General features: G+C 65.9%; 18 protein-coding genes, 1 tRNA gene and 1 CRISPR repeat array. Of the genes, 9 read left to right on the forward strand and 10 right to left on the reverse strand.

Going from position 1 to position 18,836, the window contains the following annotated elements:
* Positions 1-8 precede the first annotated feature (8 nt).
* The 4 genes from BN996_RS17935 to BN996_RS20280 form a co-directional block, all read right to left on the reverse strand.
* The gene (locus BN996_RS17935; protein WP_089781360.1) at positions 9-956 is read right to left on the reverse strand and encodes a DMT family transporter; all 948 of its coding nucleotides are present in this window, start codon (positions 954-956) and stop codon (positions 9-11) included.
* A 171-nt stretch (positions 957-1,127) separates the two neighbouring features.
* A complete protein-coding gene (locus BN996_RS17940) occupies positions 1,128-1,865 on the reverse strand; it encodes a helix-turn-helix domain-containing protein (RefSeq protein ID WP_089781734.1) in 738 nt (245 codons plus the stop codon).
* A 60-nt stretch (positions 1,866-1,925) separates the two neighbouring features.
* Positions 1,926-2,945 carry a phytoene/squalene synthase family protein gene (locus BN996_RS17945; protein WP_089781736.1) on the reverse strand — a complete coding sequence of 340 codons (1,020 nt, stop codon included), beginning with the start codon at positions 2,943-2,945 and terminating at the stop codon, positions 1,926-1,928.
* Between the two features lie 168 nt (positions 2,946-3,113).
* On the reverse strand, positions 3,114-3,266 hold the full coding sequence (locus tag BN996_RS20280) for an HVO_2523 family zinc finger protein (RefSeq protein ID WP_004042510.1): 153 nt from the start codon (positions 3,264-3,266) through the stop codon (positions 3,114-3,116).
* A 236-nt stretch (positions 3,267-3,502) separates the two neighbouring features.
* Between BN996_RS20280 and BN996_RS17950 the strand changes: the two genes are divergently transcribed.
* From BN996_RS17950 to BN996_RS17960, 3 genes are all read left to right on the forward strand, one after another.
* Positions 3,503-3,778, forward strand: a complete 276-nt coding sequence (locus BN996_RS17950; RefSeq protein WP_089781362.1) for an ArsR/SmtB family transcription factor — start codon at positions 3,503-3,505, stop codon at positions 3,776-3,778.
* A 2-nt stretch (positions 3,779-3,780) separates the two neighbouring features.
* Positions 3,781-4,077, forward strand: a complete 297-nt coding sequence (locus tag BN996_RS17955) for a DUF8036 family membrane protein (RefSeq protein WP_089781364.1) — start codon at positions 3,781-3,783, stop codon at positions 4,075-4,077.
* A 165-nt stretch (positions 4,078-4,242) separates the two neighbouring features.
* Positions 4,243-5,031: a spondin domain-containing protein gene (locus tag BN996_RS17960; RefSeq protein WP_089781366.1), complete on the forward strand. Its 789-nt coding sequence runs from the start codon at positions 4,243-4,245 to the stop codon at positions 5,029-5,031.
* 498 nt (positions 5,032-5,529) lie between these two features.
* On the opposite strand, the gene BN996_RS17965 is transcribed toward BN996_RS17960, so the two are convergent.
* Positions 5,530-6,003: an Lrp/AsnC family transcriptional regulator gene (locus tag BN996_RS17965; protein ID WP_089781368.1), complete on the reverse strand. Its 474-nt coding sequence runs from the start codon at positions 6,001-6,003 to the stop codon at positions 5,530-5,532.
* A gap of 165 nt (positions 6,004-6,168) precedes the next feature.
* Here BN996_RS17965 and BN996_RS17970 point away from each other — a divergent pair, with 165 nt between their 5' ends.
* Positions 6,169-7,230: a CNNM domain-containing protein gene (locus BN996_RS17970; protein ID WP_089781369.1), complete on the forward strand. Its 1,062-nt coding sequence runs from the start codon at positions 6,169-6,171 to the stop codon at positions 7,228-7,230.
* 213 nt (positions 7,231-7,443) lie between these two features.
* A CRISPR array of direct repeats spans positions 7,444-10,712; the repeat unit is 30 nt; unit sequence GTTTCAGACGAACCCTTGTGGGATTGAAGC.
* A gap of 66 nt (positions 10,713-10,778) precedes the next feature.
* On the opposite strand, the gene BN996_RS20285 is transcribed toward BN996_RS17970, so the two are convergent.
* Positions 10,779-10,927: transfer RNA gene (locus BN996_RS20285), tRNA-Met, on the reverse strand.
* Positions 10,928-11,055: 128 nt separating this feature from the next.
* On the opposite strand from BN996_RS20285, the gene BN996_RS17975 reads away from it, so the two are divergent.
* Positions 11,056-12,195 (forward strand): DUF7115 domain-containing protein, encoded by a 1,140-nt coding sequence (locus BN996_RS17975; RefSeq protein ID WP_089781371.1) that lies wholly within the window; start codon positions 11,056-11,058, stop codon positions 12,193-12,195.
* Positions 12,196-12,235: 40 nt separating this feature from the next.
* Here BN996_RS17975 and BN996_RS17980 read toward each other — a convergent pair whose 3' ends face one another.
* Positions 12,236-12,607 carry a DUF5830 family protein gene (locus tag BN996_RS17980; RefSeq protein WP_089781372.1) on the reverse strand — a complete coding sequence of 124 codons (372 nt, stop codon included), beginning with the start codon at positions 12,605-12,607 and terminating at the stop codon, positions 12,236-12,238.
* A gap of 90 nt (positions 12,608-12,697) precedes the next feature.
* On the opposite strand from BN996_RS17980, the gene BN996_RS17985 reads away from it, so the two are divergent.
* A complete protein-coding gene (locus BN996_RS17985; RefSeq protein WP_089781373.1) occupies positions 12,698-13,330 on the forward strand; it encodes a TVP38/TMEM64 family protein in 633 nt (210 codons plus the stop codon).
* 45 nt (positions 13,331-13,375) lie between these two features.
* Here BN996_RS17985 and gpmI read toward each other — a convergent pair whose 3' ends face one another.
* A complete protein-coding gene (gene gpmI, locus BN996_RS17990) occupies positions 13,376-14,950 on the reverse strand; it encodes a 2,3-bisphosphoglycerate-independent phosphoglycerate mutase (protein WP_089781375.1) in 1,575 nt (524 codons plus the stop codon).
* A 162-nt stretch (positions 14,951-15,112) separates the two neighbouring features.
* On the opposite strand from gpmI, the gene BN996_RS17995 reads away from it, so the two are divergent.
* Together BN996_RS17995 and BN996_RS18000 are read left to right on the forward strand one after the other, a co-directional pair.
* Positions 15,113-15,790 (forward strand): DUF1405 domain-containing protein, encoded by a 678-nt coding sequence (locus BN996_RS17995; RefSeq protein ID WP_089781377.1) that lies wholly within the window; start codon positions 15,113-15,115, stop codon positions 15,788-15,790.
* 112 nt (positions 15,791-15,902) lie between these two features.
* Positions 15,903-16,556 carry an ArsR/SmtB family transcription factor gene (locus BN996_RS18000; protein ID WP_089781379.1) on the forward strand — a complete coding sequence of 218 codons (654 nt, stop codon included), beginning with the start codon at positions 15,903-15,905 and terminating at the stop codon, positions 16,554-16,556.
* Positions 16,557-16,559: 3 nt separating this feature from the next.
* On the opposite strand, the gene BN996_RS18005 is transcribed toward BN996_RS18000, so the two are convergent.
* Entirely contained in the window at positions 16,560-17,054 is a 495-nt protein-coding gene (locus BN996_RS18005) for a hypothetical protein (RefSeq protein WP_089781381.1), read from the reverse strand.
* Positions 17,055-17,135: 81 nt separating this feature from the next.
* On the reverse strand, positions 17,136-17,345 hold the full coding sequence (locus BN996_RS18010) for a PLDc N-terminal domain-containing protein (protein WP_089781383.1): 210 nt from the start codon (positions 17,343-17,345) through the stop codon (positions 17,136-17,138).
* A 241-nt stretch (positions 17,346-17,586) separates the two neighbouring features.
* Here BN996_RS18010 and gatD point away from each other — a divergent pair, with 241 nt between their 5' ends.
* Positions 17,587-18,834, forward strand: coding sequence for a Glu-tRNA(Gln) amidotransferase subunit GatD (gene gatD, locus BN996_RS18015; RefSeq protein WP_089781384.1), 1,248 nt, complete (start codon positions 17,587-17,589; stop codon positions 18,832-18,834).
* The last annotated feature ends 2 nt before the right edge of the window (positions 18,835-18,836 follow it).

The following is an 18,836-nucleotide window of genomic DNA, read 5'->3' on the forward strand; positions in this document are numbered from 1 at the left end:
GGCTGTTTTCAGTCCGATTCGACGCCGCGCCGACGCCCTCGGTAGGCGGCCCCGATTCGCTCCCACTTGAGCAAGGCGAAGCCGAGGAGGACGAGGCCGAACCCGAGAAGCGTGGTCGCGGTCACGGGTTCGGTGAACAGGAACCAGCTGTAGACGGTTCCGAATCCGGCGATGACGTAGGTGATGAGGTTGAGTTCGACGGAGCCGAGTCTGGGGAGAAGCGAGAAGTACAGCAGGTAGCCGACCGCGCTCACGAACACGCCGAGGTAGACGAGGCCGGCGACGCCCGCGAGCGACACGTCAACCTGCGCCAGCGACTCCGTCGGACTCGCGGCGCTGGCGAGGTGGCTCAAGGCGGCGCCGACGACCATCGCCCACGCGGTCTGCGCGGCGAACGGCATCTCGCTCTCGATTCGCTGGGTGAGCACGCCGCCGAGCGCGAAGGACGCCGCGGCCAGCACCAGTATCGCCTGTCCGACGGCGTTCCCCCCGAGGAGGTTCGACGGGTCCGGGTCGGTGATGACGACGAGTCCGAGGAAGCCGACGGCGACGCCGAGCAGTTCGACCGGGCCGAACCGCTCGTCGGGGAGCCACAGTTTCGCGAACCCGATAGTCAGTATCGGAATCAGCCCCGCGAGCACCGACGCGACCGCGCTCGGGACGGTCTGCTGGCCGATGTTCTGGAGGACGCCGTACCCGCCGAGCGTCAGGAGACCGGCCGCCGCGACGACCGCCCAGTCGCGTCGCGTGCGGGGCCGCCAGTAGTCGGTGCGCCACCCCGCGTACAGCAACAGGAGAGCCGCGCCGAGGTCGAGCCGGAGCGCGGCGTACAGAATCGGCGGGAACGACTCCAGCCCGACCGTCACCGCGGGGTAGGTCCCGCCCCATATCGCCGCCAAGAACACGAACAGGGCGGCGTCTCGGTACCGACCGGCGAGAGGCGACTCACCGACCATGGTGGCGCGTCAACCCGCGAGACGGAGGCGTGGCGGCGTCGATTGCGGTCGTTCGCGGCGGTACGTCGGGGGCCGGCGACGTCCGGTCCACGGTCGAACGCGGCGCGTCGGCGTGTGCGCTCATTACCGAAACGAACGCCCGCGACCCCGGAGTAGCCGACGGTTAGTATGCTAACGTCCGTCGCCGCCCCCGACGTTCAGCCGGTCGGTGTCGAGGTCGGCGAGCGCGGAGACGGCGGCCCCGAGGAGCTTTCGCTCCGCGCGCCGGAGCGTCTTCGAGATGGCCACGTCGGAGACGCCGCACCGTTCGCCGAGAGACGCGAGCGACTCCCCTCGCGGCGTCTCGTAGTAGCCGTGTTCGACCGCCGTGCGGAGCACCCGCGACTCGGCCTCGGTGAGCCGGGCACAGCCGTCGAGGAGCGTCGCGGCCTCGTCGAAGTTCCGGAAGACGTCGGCCGCGGCCGACCCGCCGAGCGGGGCCTGCTCGACGACGGCGAGTTCGTAGCGGCGGTCGAGCGAGTCGAGGGTCGCGGCCGCGGCGCGGGGTTCGGCGAAGCCGAGATGCCACCGCTCCCAGCCGTCTCTGTCGCGGAACGGAGCGATGACCGCGCCGCCGTTGGCCATGACCGTCTCGATGGCGACCGTCTCTTCGAGTACGACGTGAGCCGTCGCGTTCGACCCGCGCTTCCGCTTCAGTTCGAAGCGGGCGACGCCGTCGGCGTCTCTGAGCGCGCGCATGCCGGACTCCAACTGGGCCCGCCCCGGCGACGAGGCTTCGACCCAGAGGTCGCACCGTCCCGTCTCGGGCGAGAGATTCCAGTACGGCGTGGTCAGCGTCACGTCGTGCGCGGCGGTCACCCGTCCCAGCGGACAGTCGTCTAACCGGGTGTCGAGGGTGACGCGATGCATGCCGTGGGCTCTGTCGGCCATCCAGTAAATCGTTTCAGTCGCGGAAAAATCGCGCGTGGCTCAGTCGGAGCCCCAGCGGCTCAGCGACCGGAGCCACCCAGAGACGCGCCCGCTCCGCCGAGCGCGGGTGGCCGGCGTCGAACCGGGGCCGAACTCCGCGTCGAGTTCGTCGTCGTCGGGGTAGGGGACGACGCTGACGGCCTTGAACACGGCCACGGGGTCGCGCCAGACGGCCCAGTACGCCGCGGTCTTCGCGAGGAGCGCGAGCTTTCGCCCGAAGCTCAGTTCGGGCGTCGTCGTGAGCGTGTCGTAGCCGAGCTTTCGAATCGACCGGTGGTGGTCGGCGTACAGCACCGCCGAGAGCAACACCGGGAACTGGCAGTCCGCCGGGAGGTACTCGATGCCGGCGACGCCGTCGCGGTACAGCGACTCCGTTCGGCGGAGTTCGTCGCGCATCACGTCGGCGACGCGCTCGTCGAACTCCAGCGCGAGAATCTGTTCGGTATCGACGCCGTGGCGGTCCAGCGTCGTCCGCGGCAGGTAGACTCGGTCGCGTTCGACCACGTCTTCGCCCACGTCGCGGAGAAAGTTCGACATCTGGAACGCCTGCCCGAGCGCCGTCGCGTGCGGGAGCGCCGCCTCGGGGTCGTCGGGCCGCATGACTGCGGTCATCATCCGGCCGACCGCCGACGCCGACCCGTCCATGTACGTCTCTAACTCCTCGTAGGTCTCGTAGCGGTCCTTCTCGATGTCCGACTCCATCGCGTCGATGAAGACGTTCACGTCGTCGGGGTCGATGCCGTAGCGCTCTCTGAGCTCGGCGAACGCCGACAGGACGGGGTCGTCGGTCTCCGTCTCGCCGAGCGCCTCGGCGCGGAGGCGTTCGAGGCGCTCGCGCTGTGTTGCCGGCGGCGCGGTCTGCTCGGCGTCGACGACCTCGTCGGCGACGCGAAAGAACGCGTACAGGACGTACGTGGCGTGTCTGACGCGTTCCGGAAGGAGGCGCGTCGCGAAGTAGAACGTCTTTCCCGTCCGCTGTTGGATGTCTTTTCCCGCCTCGACCTGTGATTCGTTGAGCATCGTTTCGTGTTCGTGGCCGCGCCCGTCTCGGGACCAACTGAGCTGACCGGGGAGGACAGTCATTAGTTCGGTCGCCGCCGACATAACGCTTCGTGCCGTCGTGAAATCAACCCGCGAACCCGCCGACTTCGCGGCGGCCCCGTTTCGGGCGTCTTCTGTCAGGTTTCGTTACCAGAACGTGTCGCTGCAGTCGTAGACGACCCCGTGTTCCGGGCAGACGTACTTGCAGTGGCGGTGGTCCATCGATGTGCCGCAGAAGGGGCAGGGTCTACCCTTCGGGGATTCGATGGCGCACGCGTTCCGTCCGGCGTCGTCGTCCATACGAGTTTTCGTAGGACGCGACCGACATATCCCTTACTGCCGTCGGCGGGGTCCTCAGTCGGCTCGCCTCGTTCGGCCCAGTGGCGAGGTGGACTCGGCACGTCCGAACTCGACCCGGATTTGGTACGGAACTGGAACAACGCTCATGTGCGGTCGTCGCCGAGTCGAACTCGTCGCGTCGAACGGCACCCGCGAGAATAATACCGCGCTCGACCAATCAACCAAACGAACAGTCGATGGAAAAGGCGCTCTGGTATCTGCTCACGGCGACCCGCGGCGGCGAGAACCGCGTCCGCATCATCCGCGTCCTCTCGGAGCGCCCGCAGAACGCGAACCGCCTCGCCGACGAACTCGACGTGGGCTACAAGACCGTCAGACACCACCTCGACGCTCTCGAATCCCACGGCGTCGTCGAGGCCGGCGGCGACAAGTACGGGCGACTGTACTTCCTCACCGACCAGTTCGAACGGTACCGCGACACCTTCGAAGAGATCGCGACACAGCTCGATTGATCATGGCAATGGACACCCAAATCGTGGCGGCGAGCGCCCTCTCGGGCGTGAACATCCTCCTCCTCGCGGCGCTGACCGCCGTGTGGATTCGCAACTACCGGACGTTCCGCACCTCGCTCGTCCTCGGCCTGCTCGCGTTCGCCGTCGTCATGCTCGTCGAGAACGCCGTCGCGCTCTACTTCTTTTTCACGATGCAGAGCCTCTACTCCGGGGACCCCCACGTCCAGCAGGCCGTGTTGGTCCTCCGCGGCCTCCAACTCGTCGCGCTGGCGTTCCTGACCTACGTGACGGTCCGGTGAGCACCCCGGCGGTATCGCACGCGCCAGACCCGTCCCGCTCGCACCCCGCCCGAATTTGGTACTGACTCGACCCCGATTCGTCACGGAGTCTCCCCGAATCTCGAAAAACCGCCTTTAGCCGGTCTCGCGTCTTCGTTCTCGTGGCACCGACCACACGTGAGACCAATGAGAGACACGACGACTCCGACGACGCGACGAACCGTACTCGGACTGACCGGCGCGGGCGTGCTGGCCGCCCTCGCCGGCTGTCTGGGTAGCGCGAGCCTCCCGGGCCAATCGGCCGGAAACGGGAACGGAAACGCCCAGTCCGCGCGGACCTACCGCGTGACGGTGGCGAACCTCACGACCGGACAGCCGTTCACCCCGCCGGCGGTGGTCGCCCACCGCGCAAGCGTGGAGCTGTTCGCCGTCGGCGACCCGGCGAGCGACGCCATCAGGGAAGTCGCCGAGAACGGCAATCTCGGCCCGCTCGGCGAGTTGGCCGAGGAAGCCGACGACGTTCGTGGCATCGCGGTCGGTGACGCGCCGCTCGTCCCCGAGGAACTCCCGGCGAGCGAGATGTTCCCCGCGACCGCGACGCTCGAACTGGAGACCGACGCCAGCGGCGCGTACCTCTCGTTCGTCAGCATGCTCATCGGCACGAACGACGGCTTCGCCGGCCTCGACACCGTGCCGCTCCCGGAGCGAGTCAACGAGTCGCGGTCGTACTTCGCGGCCAGCTACGACGCCGGAACCGAAGTCAACACCGAGGCGTACGGCGACATGGTCCCCCCTGCGCAGGCCCTCTACGGCATCGACTCCGGGACCGAGGGAACCGGAACGAGCGACCCGGACCTCGCCGAGGACGGGGTCGTCACGCCCCACGCCGGCATCGTCGGCGACGGCGACCTCGACCCGACCGTCTACGGCTGGGACGACCCTGTCGCGCTGATTCAGGTCGAGCGACTCGACTGAGCCGGTCGCGGCCTGCACAACCCTCGTCGGCCGCCGTGGGCGCGTCGCTCACGGCTCACGAGTACAGCGGAGCACGGAAAACTGAGTCGTGGACGCCGTCGGAAGCGAACGACCGGGGGCGGCCGTCCGGCGAAACCACGTAGCGTACCACGCGGCGAGTGCGGGAGACTCGGCCGCGCGATGCTGTTTCAGCTGCGACTACCCGTTGTCGGAGCGCGTTGAACCGCTCTGGTGGTGATGGTGGTGGGGGTGGGGGGCGTCCGGTCGGCGAGAGACCGACGCGAACGGGAGGGTCTCTGACAACGGCGATTACCAGTTCGTTATCACCTGTCAAAGCTGTACCGGTGGTTCGGGAACCGCGTTATCGGGTATCGATGAGAGCGCATTCGCCACTGAGACGGCGTGTCACGGCCCGTGGGCTCGTTTCGTCTACCGAACGATTGGGGACCGGTATCGAACCCGAGTGGCGGCGTTTCGCGCGTCGGCCCCCCGGCCGGTTTACTCGCCGCCCCCGTCGCCGAACTTCGCGTACGGCCGGCGGTGGGTGTTCCGAATCAGGTCCTCGTCGGAGACGCGAAGCCCCAGTTCGTCCAACTCCTCGCCGATTCGGCTGAGGTCGTCGCCGTCGACGCCGATGGCCCGGACCATGACGTTCCGCTCGCCGGTCATCACCTCCTGTACCTCGACGACGCCGGGGACCGCGGCGGCGGCCTCGGCCAGTTCCTCGCGCTCCGGAATCGGTGCCGTACAGACGATGAGCGTGTACAGCTGGTAGCCCGCCCGCTCGTAGTCCACGTCGGCGTGATAGCCGCGGAGCACCCCGTCGGCTTCGAGCCGCTGGATGCGGTTCCGGACGGTGCTCGCCGAGGCGTCGAGTTCGTCGGCGATGTCGGTCGACGACGTGCGGCGCGCCTCCGCCTGCAGGGTGTACAGTATCTGCCTGTCCAGCGCGTCGAGTTCTCGACTCGTCATTCAGTTGCTCCTGTGTCCGCTGCGGCATTAACTTTCTCGCTCGTCTTCATCAGAACCGCAATTAAATCCAGATAAAACGCAACTCCCGATAAAGTAACTTATGTATTTCCGGACGGACGATGCTTTCTAACGGGTCGAACCCGAACGAACGGGACACCGACACAGATGAACCCAACAGAGATCGGTATACGCCTCGTCGCGGGGGCGTTACTCATCCTCACGAACGGTTTCTTCGTCGCTATCGAGTTCGCGCTGACCCGTGCGCGGCAGTTCACCGAATCCGAGTTCGTCGACGGCGACTCCCGACTCGAACGCGCGTGGGAGATGACCCAAGAACTCGAACTGTATCTCACGACCTGTCAGGTCGGGATCACGGCGTCGAGCATCGCCGTCGGTATCGTCGCCGAGCCCGCGCTGGCGGCGCTGTTCGAACCGCTACTCGAACCGCTTTTCGCCGGGACGACGCTCGCGACCATCGGAGCCGGCGCGCTCATCGCCTACCTGATTATCAACCTCCTGCACCTCACCCACGGTGAGCAGACGCCGACGTACCTCGGCGTCGAGCGCTCCCGGATGGTCTGTCGCTACGGCGCGACGCCGCTCCACTGGTTCTACGTCGCCATCTCGCCCATCATCAAGTTCGGCGACTGGGTCGCCAAGTGGACGCTCAAGCTCTTCGGCATCGAGATGTCGGGCGCGTGGCTCGAAACCGAGACCGACGTCATCGAGTCCCGCGGTCAACTCCGCGAGCGCCTGCACTCCCTGCTCGAAGAGGGCGAACTCCCCGAGGAGCGCCGCGACGAGGTGCTCAACGCGCTCGACGTGGACGAGCTCTCCATCAGCGAGATTATGATTCCCAGCAACGACATCGTCTCGCTCTCGACGACGGCGACGCCCGGCGAGAACTTCGACCGGATTCGAAACACCCCCCACACCCGCTTCCCGCTGGTCGGCGACTCGCTCACCGACTTCCGCGGCGTCGTCTACGCGCCCTCCATCATCGACAACTTCGAGGCGCTCCGCGCCGGCGAGCGCTCGTTCGAGGAAATCGCCGCGCCGACGATGACGCTCGCCGCCGACACCAACGTCAGCGACGCGTTCGACCAGTTCCAAGCCGAAGACCAGGAACTCGCACTCGTCCTGCGAGACGGCGAGGTCGTCGGCCTCCTCACCGCCACCGACGCCCTCGAAGCGGTCATGGGCGAACTCGACGACCCGCTGGACTAGCGCCGTCGACTCCGCCTTCGGTTTTTTCAGCGTTCGGCCGAGGCTCACTGACGAGACGGACGCATGACGCATATCCGCGGAAGTGGCTCTCAACCGCCGGTGCTGAACCGTCGTTCCGTCGACCCCCCGGGGGGTTCGGGGGAATTGGGGGTCGACGGAAACGTTGATGTGAGTTCGCCATGTACAGCCGCCTACCCCCGTGAATTCGGACGGGTTTCAGACGAACCCTTGTGGGATTGAAGCCGACATCGCCACCGGTCGCTCTTGGGGCGCGTCGTGTTTCAGACGAACCCTTGTGGGATTGAAGCGCGGACGACGCCACCGGCACGCCCGCGGCGGACGACGTTTCAGACGAACCCTTGTGGGATTGAAGCCAGTCGGCGGCCATCGCGACTGGTGCGAATCCGAGCGTTTCAGACGAACCCTTGTGGGATTGAAGCAGAGCTACAAGGAAGAACACGTCGGCAAAAGCGGCGTTTCAGACGAACCCTTGTGGGATTGAAGCGACTGGACGCTGGAGTTCGTGCTCCGGGGCGCGGAGTTTCAGACGAACCCTTGTGGGATTGAAGCGGTGTGGATGAACTCGGTGTCCGATTGGAACGCCTTGCGTTTCAGACGAACCCTTGTGGGATTGAAGCGGGTTCTTGAGATACCGGTCGGCCTCGTCGATAGAACGTTTCAGACGAACCCTTGTGGGATTGAAGCATTTTGAGGTCGCCCTCGACGAGTCGCTCAGTCGCGTGTTTCAGACGAACCCTTGTGGGATTGAAGCCATCCACGCACCAACCATGGCCCGCACGTCGTCTTCGTTTCAGACGAACCCTTGTGGGATTGAAGCCTCCAGTTCAATCGCGTTGTCCACGTTAAAACCATGGTTTCAGACGAACCCTTGTGGGATTGAAGCACCCACCGCTGCACATCCTGCGGGACGTCCTACAGCGTTTCAGACGAACCCTTGTGGGATTGAAGCACGGTCAACGAACCCCACCGCGGCTGTGATTGTGGTTTCAGACGAACCCTTGTGGGATTGAAGCTGGTCGGTGCCGTGGACAGAGTCGAACGCGTCGACGTTTCAGACGAACCCTTGTGGGATTGAAGCTCCGAGTGCCCGTTCCGCGATGTGACGGCCGCGGGCGGTTTCAGACGAACCCTTGTGGGATTGAAGCCTCGTCGGTCGGCACGATGCGGACCTCACACCCGCGTTTCAGACGAACCCTTGTGGGATTGAAGCGGCTACAGGCGACCCGTGACTGCGCGTGGGAGAAACGTTTCAGACGAACCCTTGTGGGATTGAAGCACGAGACGGTCGTCGACTGCATGACTGAGTTCGGAATGGTTTCAGACGAACCCTTGTGGGATTGAAGCTCGGTCGCGAGCGGAGCGGTTACTCGAAGACTGTTGTTTCAGACGAACCCTTGTGGGATTGAAGCAATGTCAACTAAATCCCAATACGGTACGATGGGGGTTTCAGACGAACCCTTGTGGGATTGAAGCGTCTCGGAGGACGATGGGACGTGCGAGACGTGGCGTTTCAGACGAACCCTTGTGGGATTGAAGCACCCCACGTCGTATCAAGGTCACATGGTTCTGTAGGCGTTTCAGACGAACCCTTGTGGGATTGAAGCTACCCCCCACGCAACCATGATAGCGCGGAACATTGGTTTCAGACGAACCCTTGTGGGATTGAAGCGTCAGTCACCTCTTGCCCATTGGCGTAGTCGTCACGTGTTTCAGACGAACCCTTGTGGGATTGAAGCAGGCAGTTGGTACAGACTCGGCTGGAGTTGAGGAGTTTCAGACGAACCCTTGTGGGATTGAAGCGACGGGAGCGTGACGAAAGCGAACATCGTCACCGTTTCAGACGAACCCTTGTGGGATTGAAGCAACCACATCTCGCGTTTATCAACGCCCCGAACAACCGTTTCAGACGAACCCTTGTGGGATTGAAGCAAACTTTAAAACTATCATCTGGGCTGTTTCTCGGCTCGTTTCAGACGAACCCTTGTGGGATTGAAGCTCTTGGGCGTCTGGAAGCCATCTGTTCGACATTTCGGCGGTTTCAGACGAACCCTTGTGGGATTGAAGCTTACTCGGCGGAACTACCCTCAGGGGTCTAATCGGTTTCAGACGAACCCTTGTGGGATTGAAGCCTCCCGGGGCTTGCTTGACTGCGTAGCTTCAGCGCTGGTTTCAGACGAACCCTTGTGGGATTGAAGCGCGCTGTCGCCGCCGGCGACCCCTGACGACCACGACCGTTTCAGACGAACCCTTGTGGGATTGAAGCCCCCCAGTCGGTTTCTCGCCAGAACTCGGAGAGAATGGTTTCAGACGAACCCTTGTGGGATTGAAGCACCAAAGTCTGCGATTTCTGCAAGTGACTTGATTTGCAGTTTCAGACGAACCCTTGTGGGATTGAAGCCCATCGACGAGGGACGGGCCGAAGAACTCCAGCACGTTTCAGACGAACCCTTGTGGGATTGAAGCTGCGTTCACATGGTAGACATCGCCGTCGGGCTCGCCGTTTCAGACGAACCCTTGTGGGATTGAAGCGCGGCATTAGGACGAACGATTATTGAAGCACTCCCGGTTTCAGACGAACCCTTGTGGGATTGAAGCCCGTCGTCGAGTCGGACGTCGTCGCCCGGCTCGATGAGTTTCAGACGAACCCTTGTGGGATTGAAGCCTCGTTGCATCCCTCGACTTCGAGGACGCCGACATGTTTCAGACGAACCCTTGTGGGATTGAAGCCTTGCCCAGGACACCGATAATTTCTACACCGTTTGTTTCAGACGAACCCTTGTGGGATTGAAGCGACTACGACGCCGTCGACGACGTGTAAGCGCGACACGCGTTTCAGACGAACCCTTGTGGGATTGAAGCTCACTACAAGATTTATTTCGTAACGTTGTGATTTTAGAGTTTCAGACGAACCCTTGTGGGATTGAAGCAGTCCTCGCGAGTTCGTCGCGCTCGTTGTCGGAGCGTTTCAGACGAACCCTTGTGGGATTGAAGCTCGACCGGCTCGCAGTCGACGACCTCCAAGCCATCAGGTTTCAGACGAACCCTTGTGGGATTGAAGCCCCCTCCAGCTCGTCGAGACGGGCGTCGATTGCGTCGAGTTTCAGACGAACCCTTGTGGGATTGAAGCTGCTCGCGGTCGGTCCGCTCCGACGTCGTCTGCCGGGTTTCAGACGAACCCTTGTGGGATTGAAGCATCGGTCCCGACGCGTCGACCGACGATGTCGCTGGCGTTTCAGACGAACCCTTGTGGGATTGAAGCGAACTTTTCCCCGATATCATGCTCATTGTATGCAGGGGTTTCAGACGAACCCTTGTGGGATTGAAGCCCGGAGTCCCGACTCGCGCGCATCGAACACGAGGCGGCGGTTTCAGACGAGCCCTTGTGGGATTGAAGCTGTGACTCGTGTGGAGAGGTGCACTTTGCACCGCACGTTTCAGACGAACCCGTATGGGGTTAAAACGAGTGAAACGTCGGGAGACGACGTTACGACTCTCGTATCAGTCGACCGCGTACCAGAATCGAAGAATGCCCGGGGTGGGCTCCGAACCCACGATCTCCGCATGTCCCAGGTGCGAGGCCGGCATGACCTCGCGGGGGGCGGAGGCTTCCAAGGCGTTCCGCACCGATTGTGAAACCCTATGAGTGCGGCGCTATGTCCAGCTAAGCCACCCGGGCTCAACTTCCCGTTGTGTGCTGGTTGTATTTAAGCTTCTCATCTTCGACGACCGCGGGGCGAGTCACCACGCCACTCGATTCGAGTCATCACCCGCGGATTTATGTCCCAACACCGGATGCACACACGCATGAGCCAACCGGAGATCGTCCAGTCCGTCCTCGGAGAGGAAGACGTGGTGACCCGCGTCCACCTCGGGGGCGAGGACGAACTGTTTGTAACTCCGACGCGGACGCTCGTCTATCGGGCCGAAGGCCTCCTTTCGGACGAGTCCGTCGACGAATTCTCGCACGCCGCCGAGCGACTGTCCGTCAAGGAGGGGCGACGAAAAGCGAAGATATCGCTGGACTACGGCCTCGACGGGAGCGAGACGTTCTCGCTGTCGACGAAGCGCCTCGACGACGCGCTCCAGCCAATCGTCGAGGGCGTCCTCGCGGCCGCCGGCGTGACCGACGAGGACGGCGAGCGCCTCGTTCAGGCGTTCCGGTTCAGCGAACTCACGTTCGTCATCACCGACGCCCGCGTCGTCCGGCACATCGGGAGCGCGGTCTGGGACGAGGACTACGAGTCGTACCGCTTCGCCGACGTGACCGACCTCGAATTCGAGTCGGGGAGCGTCGCCACGACGGTCGTGCTCACCGTCGACGGTCGCCAAGAGCGGTTCAAGATTCCCAACGAGCAGGCGCGGCTCGTCCGCGAGAAACTCGCGCGGGCGCTGTGTGACTACCACGGCGTCGGCAGCCTCGAAGAGTTCCGCGTCCAGATGGAAAAAGCGCAGGCGAACGCCGAATCCTCCGACACGGAGCGCGACAACACCGACTTCGGCGCGGGCCCCGACCCGCTGAGCGCGAACCCCGGCGAGCTGTCCGACGAGCCGGCGAACGCCACCCGCTCCGAGGGCGACGCGCCAGCCGAACCGGCCCAGCGGGCCGCCCGGAACCAGTCGGTCGAAGCCACGTCCGCGACCGGCGCGGTGGCGGAAGCGAAGGCGGCCGAGGCCGCGACGACCCAGTCGGCCACCGAATCGCCGGCCACTGAGCAGTCGGCCGACAACGTCGCCGACGCCGGCGACCTCGGGTTCGAGGGGTCGGGATTCGAGTCGGCCGCCGAGTCCGAGGCGGCCGGAGGCGCCGGTTCGGACGCCGATTACGCCGAACTCGCCGCCGAAATCGAGTCGCTCCGCGAGGTCGTCGAGGCCCAAAGCGAGCAGATTCGCTACCAGCAGGAGCTGGTCGAACAGCTCATCGAAGAACTCCGCCGCGGGCGGTAACGCGACCCCCGGCCACCGGCCGGTCGCGGCCCCCCGCGAGTCACTCCCGACCGAGCACTTTTCTGACGCACGACGAGCCGAACGGCCCGAGTTCGCCCGACTCGAACCGCACGAAGTGGCCCGTCGAGATGGACGCGCCACAGCGGCGGCAGTCGAAGTCGCCCTCGCGCTGGACGACCTGACTCTCGAACCGGACGAACGTGCCGCCGCGGTTGTGACGGATGCGGCCGCCGTCGCGCTCGATGATGCCCCGAAGCTCCGCCGCGTCGAGGATGTCGCGCGTGAGCGTCGGGTCCGTGGTGACCGTCTCGATGCGGTCGACGACCTCGGCGAGGGAGAGTTCGTCGGCTTCGAGGTGCGCGAGGAGGTCGAGCGCGAGTTCGACGCGCTCGTCGCGTGTGGGCTCGGTCACGGTTCGGGAGCCAATCGAACGGGGTCGGGCTAAAGCCCTCCGAAGCACAAAGCGTTTGGTCGCGGCGCGACGACCGACTCCAGAGCTTCCGTGCCCCGTCCGCGTCTCGCCGCCGGCCTCGCGCTCGCGGCCGTCGTCGCCGGCCTGCTGTTCGCGTCGCCAGACGCCGTCATCGCTCGCGCGGCGTGGGTCGCCGCCGACCCCGTGCGACTCGTCGTCGTCGCGAGCGCGCTCGCGCTCGTGAGACCCCTTCTCGCGTGGCCGACGACGCTCCTCGCGCTCGTCGTCGGCTACGGCCTCGGCCCGGTCGGCGTGCCGTTCGCGCTGGCGCTCATCGTCCTCACGAGCGTCCCGCCGTTCCTCTTCGCGCGGCGCTACCGCGGGGCGACCGGACTCGCCGACGTCGGCGAGCGAACGGTCGAACAGACGGGCTCGGTGCGGGGCGTGGCCGCGAGCCGTCTGCTTCCGATTCCCTCCGACGTGGTGTCGGTGGCGGCGGGCGTCGCCAACGTCCGACTCGGCGCGTTCGCGCTCGGAACCGCCGTCGGCGAACTCCCGTGGGCCGTCGCGGGCGTCGTCGCCGGCGCGTCGGTCGAGACGCTCACGACCGAGTCGCTGGCCGCGGCCGTCCGCCCGGAGTTCGTCGTCCTCGCCGCCGTCGCGGGCGTGTCGATGCTCGTGCCGACCGCGTACCGTCGCTATCGAAGCGGCTCGGGCGCGTAGGGTGACTCGGAAAGAGAGAACGGAGAGTCCGCGAGCGACGGCGACCTATTCTAACAGCGACTCGCCGGTCATCGCGGTCGGCTGGTCGACGCCGACGAGTTCGAGGATAGTCGGCGCGATGTCGCACAGCGAGCCGCCCTCGCGGACGGTCCGGCCGCCCGAAAGCGGGTGGTCGGGGTCGGCGTGCTCGCCCTCGGCGTCGTTTTCCGCGGTCGCCTCGTCGTCGCGGTCGGCCGCGAGGTAGACGAACGGGACGGGGTTGAACGTGTGGGCCGTGTGAGGGTCGTCTTCGGTGCCCATGTCGTCGGCGTTGCCGTGGTCGGCCGTGATACATACGTGGCCGCCGTGGGCGCGGACGCTCTCGACGAGCCGCCCGAGCTGTTCGTCGACGGCCTCGACCGCTTCGATGGCGGCCTCGTAGTCGCCGGTGTGGCCGACCATGTCGGGGTTGGCGTAGTTGAGCACCATCACGTTCGGGTCGTCGGACTCGATGATACCGATGGCCGTGTCGGTGAGCTCTCTCGCGGACATCTCGGGCTGGAGGTCGTAGGTCGGCACGTCGGGGCTCTCGACGATTTCCCGAATCTCGCCGTCGAACTCGACCTCGCGGCCGCCGTTGAGGAAGTAGGTGACGTGGGGGTACTTCTCCGATTCGGCCATGCGAAGCTGCGTCATGTGTTCCTCGGCGAGCACCTCGCCGAGCGTGTCCTCGGGCTGTTCCGGCGGGTAGGCGACAGAGACGTCGAACGTCTTGTCGTACTGCGTCATCGTCGTCATGAGAATCTCCGGCGGCGTCGTCTCGAACTCCCAGACGGGTTCGATGTCGCAGAGCATCCGCACGAGCTGTCGCGCGCGGTCGGCGCGGAAGTTGAAGAAGACGACCGAGTCGCCGTCTTCGAGCGCGGGCGCGTCGTCGACGACGGTCGGCTCGACGAACTCGTCGGTGTCGCCGCGGTCGTACGACTCGGTGACGGCGTCGACGGCGGTGTCGGCGGTCCACTCGGCCTCGCGCTCCACGATGGCGTCGTAGGCGCGCTTGGTGCGCTCCCAGTTCTGGTCGCGGTCCATGGCGTAGTAGCGCCCGGAGACGGTGGCGACGCCGCCGGTGCCCTGCTCGTCGGCGACGGCTTCGAGGTCAGAGAGGTACGCCTCGCCGCCGGTGGGGCTGGTGTCGCGGCCGTCCGTGAACGCGTGGGTGACGGCCTCGACGCCGCGCTCGGCGGCGAGTTCGATGAGCGCGTGGAGGTGTTGTTGGTCGGAGTGGACGCCGCCGTCGGAGACGAGGCCCATGAGGTGGACGCGCCCGTCGTGTTCGTCGGCGTGGTCGTAGGCGGCCGCGATGGCCTCGTTCTCGAAGAACGAGCCGTCGTCGATGCTGTCGCCGATGCGGGTGTACGCCTGCTTGACGACGCGGCCGGCCCCGATGTTGAGGTGGCCGACCTCGCTGTTGCCCATCTGGCCGTCCGGGAGGCCGACGCGCCGCCCGTCGACGATGAGCGTCCCGAAGGCTCCCGCGTCGCGGTAGCGGTCGAAGTTCGGCGTGTCCGCCGCCTTGATGGCGTCGCGGCGGTCGTGGTCGCCGAGTCCCCACCCGTCGAGGATGATGAGTGCTGCGTCCATACGTCGCCGTTCGGCGCGCCGGGGTAACTGTCCTTTGCTCCCGACATGGGATGACAACGTATCGCGTACGGAGATGAGAGGTCGGCGTTCGAGCCCCGACGGCGGGGTTTCGACGCGCCCGCCCCGACGGCCTTTTCTTTCGGCGCGCCGTCGGACTCGGCGATGGGTCTGCGCGATTTCGACCTCGACGCGGCGGTCGACGACTGGGCGGAGTACTACCTCGGAAACGGCCCGAGCCTCGTCGTCTTTCTCGTCCTCAACGCCGCCGCGTTCCTCGTCGGCGTGAGCTTCTACGTCCACTCCGACCCCGCGCTCTCGGACCTGCCGACGTTTCTCTACCCGCTTTTCGGCGACTCGCCGACCGCCCTCGCGCTGATGACGCTGTCGGCCGCGACGCTGCTTCCGAACCTCGGTCGCCGCGTCGCCGACGCGCCCGTCAACCGACCGCTCGCGTACCTCCACACCCTCGCGTTCGTCTGGCTCGTCAAGTACGGCGTCTGGACGGTCGTCGCGCTCAACCTCCGTCCCGACCTCTACGTCGGCTTCTCCGGAGCCGCGCTGTGGGACTACTGGGGCATCATGCTCACCCACGCGGGCTTTCTCGCGCTCGCGCTCCTCGTCCCGCGCTACGGCGCGACCACGAAGGGCGCGCTCGGATTCGCCCTCGTCCTCGCGCTCGTCAACGACGTGTTCGACTACGGCCTCGGCTACTACCCACCGCTGAAGTACGAGGCGGGGGCGCTCCTCGCGGGCATCACCGTCGCCCTCTCGTTCCTCGCGGTGTTCCTTGCCTCCCGGGCGTTCGACCACCTCTCAGAGACGCCGGAGCCGACCCCCTGAACGCCCCGGTCCCGCCCCGACAGCGCCCCGTGAGTCACAATCGCTAATCGCACGACGGCGCTGTGACTCACATGAGTCAGGCTTTTCCCCACCGGCAGTCTATGACCTCGTAATGGACTCCGCGGTACTGCTCGACCTACTCGGGAACGAAAACCGCCGGCGCATCCTGCGGTTGCTCTCGCACAAACCGTGCTACGTCACCGAGATCAGCGAGTACCTCGGCGTCAGCCCCAAGGCCGTCATCGACCACCTCCGAAAGCTGGAGGACGCGGGGCTCATCGAGTCGCGCACCGACGACCAACGGCGCAAGTACTTCCACATCTCCCGGAACCTCCGACTGGAGGTGAACGTCTCGCCGTACGGGTTCGGCGCGAAGAGCGCCTACCCGCCGAGTCCGAGCCTCGACATGGCCGGGCGCTGTCCGCACGTGACGCTCGAAGTCGAGAGCGCCGGCACCGACGACGTCTCGGAGTTAGCGCGCGAACTCGGCAAACTGGAGGAACTCGACAACGAACTCTCCTTGGCCCAGCGGTGGGTGCAGGGCCGCATCACCGACGTGCTCGACCGCCTCAACGACCGCCTCGGCGTCGACGCCGACAGCCGCTTTTACGCGGAGATTCTGGCCGCGCTCGCCAACGGGTCGAACACCGTCCGCGGCATCGCGAAGGACCTCAACGCGGACCCCGCGGTCGTCGACAGCGCGCTCCACCACCTCGCCGAGGGCGGCCTCGTCGCCCACAACGGCGACCGCTGGCGAATCGACTGACGGCTACAGCTCCTGTGTCAGGCCGTTTCTGAGGTCGCGGCCGAAGTAGTGCCCGACGAGCGCCGCGAGCCCGCCGCTCGCCGCGCCGACGCCCGCGATGGCGACGCCGTAGTCCGCGAGCAACTGCACCGCGAAGGGCGCGAACACGGCGAACAGCGTCGAGAGGACGAACGCGAGGCCGGCGGCGATTGCGCCGGCGAGGACGACCTCCGTGTAGTGTCGCTTCGACCCGACGAGGCCGAGGAGGAAGCCGGCGGCGGCGATGCCGGCGAACCGGCCGAGGAAGCCGACGAGGGGAATCGCGCCGCCGACGAGCAGTCCCCCGATGGAGAGCAGGAGCGCCGCGAGGAACGCGCGCGGGGAGAACAGCCCGCTGAGGCGACCGCCGCCGGACGACCCCGACGAACTGGTCGGCGTCGCGCCGTCGCGCTCGCGGCTCATCCCGGAGAGCACGTCGTCGACGGACTGCTCAGACTCCTTTTGGTCCGACCGTTGCATGTGTACAGGGTCGCGGGCGAGCCTGATGGCTCTTGTGCCGGTGCGTCAGGTCCCCGTCGAAAAGGAGGCGCGACGCGGTCGTTACGACCCCCGACCCAAGATGAGGTACAGGACGAGACCCAGAAGCGGCGCGAGGAAGACGACGACGGCCCAGAGGAACGCCGGATGACTGCTGTTTCGCTTCGCGTCTCGGTACGTCCACACCACCATCCCGAGGTACAGGAGGAAAAACAGCAGGCCGATTACGAACGCGCCTGCGCCGCGCGACTGGAGGAGTATCGTGGGGAGCATACGCTGGCCGACGGTCGGTCGGATAAAATGTCTTGTGCCCGTTATGTCGGCGACACGGACATCTCGCTCGTTGCACTCGGGCGGGGCGGCTCCACCCCAGTTGTCGTACCGAGCGGCGAGCGAAGCGAGCCGTTCGGCATTTTTGGTCCAGATTTTTGCTCCGAGCGGGTCGCTACGCGACCCCGAGGAGGAAAAAGGTGGAATGGTGGGTTTGAAGTCTGCCCCCGCGGTATCCCGCGATATGAACGCAGGGGACCGCGTCCGCGTCACCCGCGCGGACGTCACGAACGAAGGCGTGCTCATGCCGTCTTCCACCGAGGACCACCTCGTCGTCAAGCTCGACGGCGGGTACAACGTCGGTATCGCCCGCGAGGGAGCCGACGTGGACGTGCTCGAAACCGACGTGTACGACATCGAAGACGCGCAGTCCGAGGGCGACGGCACCTCCGAAATCGAGTTCGACGACGACCTGCCGACCGTCTCGCTCATCTCGACCGGCGGGACCATCGCCTCGACGGTCGACTACCGCACGGGCGCGGTGACCGCGCAGTTCGACGCCGAGGACGTGCTCCGGGCCGTCCCCGACCTCGCGGGGCGGGCGAACTACCGCGGCCGCGTCGTCGCCAACATCCTCTCGGAGAACATGACGACTGACGTGTGGGTCGACCTCGCGGAGGCCATCGCCGAGGAAATCGAGGCCGGAGCCGACGGCGTCGTCGTCATGCACGGCACCGACACGATGCAGTTCTCCGCGTCGGCGATGTCGTTCATGCTCGACACGCCCGTGCCCATCGTCTTCACGGGGAGTCAGCGCTCGGCGGACCGCCCCTCCTCCGACAACGTGATGAACGCCGTCTGCGCCGTCGAGGCCGCGAAGGCCGACGCCGCCGAGGTCATGATCTGCATGCACGCCTCGGAGTCCGACGACGTCTGCGCGCTCCACGAGGGGACGCGCGTCCGCAAGAACCACACCTCCCGCCGCGACGCCTTCGAGACCGTCGGTGCGAAGCCGCTCGGCGAAGTCGACTACGAGGCCGAGGAGGTCACGTTCCGCCGCGACTACGCCCCCCGCGGCGAGGCCGACCTCGCGCTCCGCGCCGACCTCGAATCCGAGGTGGAACTCGTGAAGTTCACGCCGGGGATGGACCCCGCGGCGCTCGACTACCTCGACAGGAAGGCCGGCGTCGTCATCGAGGGGACGGGCCTCGGCCACGTCCACACCGACCTCATCCCGCGGTTAGAGGAACTCATCGAGGACGGCACGGTCGTCGCAATGACCTCGCAGTGTCTCGAAGGCCGCGTCTGCGACCGCGTCTACGACACCGGCCGCGACCTGCTCGACGCGGGCGTCGTCGAGGCGGGCGACACGCTCCCCGGCACGGCGAAGGTGAAGCTGATGTGGGCGCTCGCCAACGTCTCTGACCCGACGGGCGCGATGGGCCGCAACCTCGAAGGCGAACTGACCCAGCGCTCGGTCCCGTGGGAGTGACC

This window comes from Haloferax massiliensis, from assembly GCF_001368915.1.
In the GTDB taxonomy this organism is placed as follows: Archaea; Halobacteriota; Halobacteria; order Halobacteriales; family Haloferacaceae; genus Haloferax; species Haloferax massiliensis.

Excerpts from the sequence above, each read along its gene's own strand:
- BN996_RS17935 (WP_089781360.1), bottom strand. The coding sequence starts at position 956 with ATGGTCGGTGAGTCGCCTCTCGCCGGTCGGTACCGAGACGCCGCCCTG.
- BN996_RS17940 (WP_089781734.1), bottom strand. The coding sequence starts at position 1,865 with ATGCATCGCGTCACCCTCGACACCCGGTTAGACGACTGTCCGCTGGGA.
- BN996_RS17945 (WP_089781736.1), bottom strand. The coding sequence starts at position 2,945 with ATGCTCAACGAATCACAGGTCGAGGCGGGAAAAGACATCCAACAGCGG.
- BN996_RS20280 (WP_004042510.1), bottom strand. The coding sequence starts at position 3,266 with ATGGACGACGACGCCGGACGGAACGCGTGCGCCATCGAATCCCCGAAG.
- BN996_RS17950 (WP_089781362.1), top strand. The coding sequence starts at position 3,503 with ATGGAAAAGGCGCTCTGGTATCTGCTCACGGCGACCCGCGGCGGCGAG.
- BN996_RS17955 (WP_089781364.1), top strand. The coding sequence starts at position 3,781 with ATGGCAATGGACACCCAAATCGTGGCGGCGAGCGCCCTCTCGGGCGTG.
- BN996_RS17960 (WP_089781366.1), top strand. The coding sequence starts at position 4,243 with ATGAGAGACACGACGACTCCGACGACGCGACGAACCGTACTCGGACTG.
- BN996_RS17965 (WP_089781368.1), bottom strand. The coding sequence starts at position 6,003 with ATGACGAGTCGAGAACTCGACGCGCTGGACAGGCAGATACTGTACACC.
- BN996_RS17970 (WP_089781369.1), top strand. The coding sequence starts at position 6,169 with ATGAACCCAACAGAGATCGGTATACGCCTCGTCGCGGGGGCGTTACTC.
- BN996_RS17975 (WP_089781371.1), top strand. The coding sequence starts at position 11,056 with ATGAGCCAACCGGAGATCGTCCAGTCCGTCCTCGGAGAGGAAGACGTG.
- gpmI (WP_089781375.1), bottom strand. The coding sequence starts at position 14,950 with ATGGACGCAGCACTCATCATCCTCGACGGGTGGGGACTCGGCGACCAC.
- BN996_RS17995 (WP_089781377.1), top strand. The coding sequence starts at position 15,113 with ATGGGTCTGCGCGATTTCGACCTCGACGCGGCGGTCGACGACTGGGCG.
- BN996_RS18000 (WP_089781379.1), top strand. The coding sequence starts at position 15,903 with ATGGACTCCGCGGTACTGCTCGACCTACTCGGGAACGAAAACCGCCGG.
- BN996_RS18005 (WP_089781381.1), bottom strand. The coding sequence starts at position 17,054 with ATGCAACGGTCGGACCAAAAGGAGTCTGAGCAGTCCGTCGACGACGTG.
- BN996_RS18010 (WP_089781383.1), bottom strand. The coding sequence starts at position 17,345 with ATGCTCCCCACGATACTCCTCCAGTCGCGCGGCGCAGGCGCGTTCGTA.
- gatD (WP_089781384.1), top strand. The coding sequence starts at position 17,587 with ATGAACGCAGGGGACCGCGTCCGCGTCACCCGCGCGGACGTCACGAAC.